At 41.9% G+C, this 3,281-nt stretch carries 4 protein-coding genes and 1 pseudogene; 1 reads left to right on the top strand and 4 read right to left on the bottom strand.

Annotated elements, in window-relative coordinates:
* The 3 genes and pseudogenes from ABUA47_RS19655 to ABUA47_RS19645 form a co-directional block, all read right to left on the bottom strand.
* A pseudogene (locus ABUA47_RS19655) lies at positions 1-630 on the bottom strand (1,4-alpha-glucan-branching enzyme); the annotation flags it as partial.
* Positions 631-661: 31 nt separating this feature from the next.
* Positions 662-1,108, bottom strand: coding sequence for a YhcH/YjgK/YiaL family protein (locus ABUA47_RS19650; RefSeq protein ID WP_005825575.1), 447 nt, complete (start codon positions 1,106-1,108; stop codon positions 662-664).
* Between the two features lie 34 nt (positions 1,109-1,142).
* Positions 1,143-1,808: a DUF2461 domain-containing protein gene (locus tag ABUA47_RS19645; RefSeq protein WP_008664625.1), complete on the bottom strand. Its 666-nt coding sequence runs from the start codon at positions 1,806-1,808 to the stop codon at positions 1,143-1,145.
* A 335-nt stretch (positions 1,809-2,143) separates the two neighbouring features.
* Between ABUA47_RS19645 and ABUA47_RS19640 the strand changes: the two genes are divergently transcribed.
* Entirely contained in the window at positions 2,144-2,374 is a 231-nt protein-coding gene (locus ABUA47_RS19640; RefSeq protein ID WP_009038443.1) for a DUF6965 family protein, read from the top strand.
* 104 nt (positions 2,375-2,478) lie between these two features.
* On the opposite strand, the gene ABUA47_RS19635 is transcribed toward ABUA47_RS19640, so the two are convergent.
* Positions 2,479-3,281 (bottom strand): alpha-amylase family glycosyl hydrolase (locus tag ABUA47_RS19635; protein ID WP_349831925.1); only part of this gene is annotated, 803 nt, incomplete at its 5' end.

Below are 3,281 nucleotides of genomic sequence, written 5' to 3'. Positions count from 1 at the left end.
AGCCATAATCTGTATGCAGTTGTAGCCTTCTTGGGCGATACGTGGAAGAATCTTTTCCTGAAATTCCTTATAGCTACCGACCTTTTCCTCCTGCTGAGACATACCGATATGGCATTCATATATCAATAAAGGATCTGTAGATGGCTTGAAAACCCGCTTTTTCATTTTATAGGGTTTCTCCGGAGCCCAAACCTGGGCACTGAATATTTTAGTCTGTTCGTCTTGTACGACACGTGTAGCCCATGCAGGAATGCGTTCACCGCAACCACCGTCCCAATGTACCATCAGCTTGTACAAGTCACCGTGTTTCACGGCATCAGCAGGAAGCTTGATTTCCCAATTACCGTTTGCTTTACGCTTCAAGCTATATTTTTTTTCTTCTTTCCAATCGTTAAAAGTTCCGACCATAAAGATTTGGGTTGCGTTAGGCGCCCATTCACGGAAAACCCAACCATCGTCAGTACGATGCAGGCCGAAATAGAGGTATCCGGATGCAAAATCAGACAAGGTTAGTTTTCCTTTGTTGGTCAATTCCGATTCTTTGTCTATGGCATGTTGATGACGTCCGTTGATGGCATCGGCAAAAGGTTCCAGCCATGGGTCATTCTTGATTAAATTCAATGTTTCCATAAAGAGGATGAGTTTTGGATATTTGATAAATTTACGCTTTAACTTTCACAATTATTTTTTTTACACCGTCAGGGGTAATACCCGGAGCATGCCCGTCCTGAGGGAAAAAGATAGCAAACATTCCGGGCTTCACTGCAATATAGTCCTCCGCCAGTCCTTCAAAAAAAGTGATGTCTTTTTCCGCATTGTAAGGAGCATCAACCGGAAGGCAGTCTTGGGCGGCGGTATAACCCATTATCTCCGTACCGGACAAGGGTATTTGAATGTCAATATAGTCTTTATGGGTTTCCAGTTTGGCATTTTCTTTTTCTTTTGGGTTTGTCTGCGCCACGTTGACCAGCAAGTCCTTTCCTTTCAGTTCGGTCTTGCCGATTTCCAAAGAGTGCAAGTCATGTGATTTTAAAAAATCAATGGCCTGCTCAAACAGAGGATGCAGCAAAGTATATTTTTCTATGTTTTCAAGTCTGTCTATAACCATAATTCAAATGTTTTAAGTTAGTTATATAGGTAAATTATTCAAAGTCGTCTATGGTGTAATTCACAAAATCAGAAAAACGCTTCATCTGCTTGAAGATGTCGTCTGTACGATCCAAAAAGTCTGGAGCAAGAAAGAAGCTGTCCGGCTGGCAGCAGGCAACCGTATACTCTTTACACTGAAGGTATTTCAGATAGGGATAGTCCTTTGGAAATCCTTTTGGAGCTGTTTTTAGAAAATTCTCTCCGATGACGGGAAAGTATTGCTTGAAAGCAGGATCTTCCACTATACTGCGAAATTCATCTATATTGTCGTGTACCGCTTGTCGCAGAGCTCTTAACAAGGGCGGGGGAGGACAATAACTTCCACCGGCCAACAAGCAGTTTCCCGGTTCCAGATGCACGTAATAGCCACAATGGTCGGATTTCTTTCCTTTCGCATTGATATATCCTCCCAGATGTGTCTTGTAGGGAGTTTTATCTTCGGAAAAGCGTGTATCACGATAAATACGGTATGTACAGTCCTTTGCTTCTATACCACGGATGCTTTCATCAAATAAAGAGATACGGGAGATAATTACTGTAAGCAAGTTTTCAAACTCGCTGCGGGCGACTTCATACTGTTCCCGGTGAGAATTGAACCATTCACGATTGTTGTTTGCAGACAGTTCTTTCAAAAATTGAAATATAACAGGGATATTCATATCATATTCTTTCCTTATTATCTGCCAAATTTACGGATAATATTTCTAACATGCTACAAAGAAGGGTAAAAAAAAGCATCGGCTCTGGTAAACCGATGCTCCTTACACATTTATCAATCAAACAGACGCTTCTGTTTTTGATGTACTTACTTATCACAAGCGGGTACGTCTCTTTTAATTAATCTTATATCTAATACTATGAAAAACACATTTATATAACACAACAAATTGGAATTTTGTTCATGCAGATGAGGATAACTTTAGCATAAAAAAATGGGTGGGTCATTTTATTCTGCATCCGGTTTGCACTATCTTTGCAAGAAAATATGTAGAATATGGCCGAATATAAATTTGATGAAGATAGCGTTAAAGCGCTGATAGCTTGGGCAAAGAGCACATCTTTCCCTCAAAGTGTAACATTGTCTGATGCTGAGAACATAGTGGATGTGAAACGTTTTGTGCAAGCTAACCTGAGTGACATAGATGCACATTATCCTGATGATTTTTATAATCCTGCCATCACGCGGCTATATCGGCTGAAGGAATATATGGAAGAGAACAAATAAAGACTTGGCACTGATTATGCGGAAAACCACGAAGCGATTAAGAAATCCGTGTTGTTCTGCATAATCAGTGCCAAATCTAATAAATCACCAGAGTTGTGATTCCGTTATAGCTTTATCTTAAGTATCTTTCCTCCATATCCTTCGACGGCCACATTAGTAGCCTTATAGGGAAGCAGACTTATGTTTTCTTCTTTTCCGCTGAGCAGCTCCGTAGCTTTGTACTGGTCCATCTGCGGTATTTGCAGGAAGTCAAAAGCATGAGAAGGAATATTTATGGCAAGGTCTGCCGAGATATGGTCGAAGTTCACGACGAACAGCAGCAGGTCTCTCTCAAATTTGCGCAGGAATGTATATTGCTTATGTTCATTAAAGCGCCATCCGTTGACATTGGCATACATCAAATCGAAGAAAGCCCCCTGAGAGATGGCCTTTTCTTCATTGCAAAGAGTCAGTAGCCGTTTATAAATGCTGTATAGGTGTTTCTGGTCCTCCGTCAGCATCTTGCCGTCGAACTTGCCGCCATTGCGCCAACGGCGGATAGTATCTACACTCCAATAGTCAAAGATGGTTGTACGTCCGTCCCGGCCGCTGAAACCTTCACTATCCATGCCCAGCTCACCAAACTCCTGACCGAAATAAATCATCATCGGATTGGTGTTCATGCAAGCTGACACAATGAGTGCCGGAATCGCCTTGCGTGGGTTACTGGCAAAAAAGTCGGAAGCGATACGTTGCTCGTCATGGTTTTCCAGAAAGTTCAGCATGCGTTTTTCTATACCTCCCAGACTTTGCCAGGAACGGGTGATGGCAGTTGCCGATTCATACCCGCAAGTAACAGCCCGCAAGGTATCATAAAGTCCTACTTTGTCGTATAAATAATCAAACTTGCCACGGAACAAGTAATTCT

It is taken from the genome of Bacteroides sp. RTP31139st1_H2_RTP31139_211217, from assembly GCF_040227615.1.
Classification (GTDB): domain Bacteria; phylum Bacteroidota; class Bacteroidia; order Bacteroidales; family Bacteroidaceae; genus Bacteroides; species Bacteroides uniformis.
This window is presented reverse-complemented; position numbering and strand designations above follow the sequence as displayed.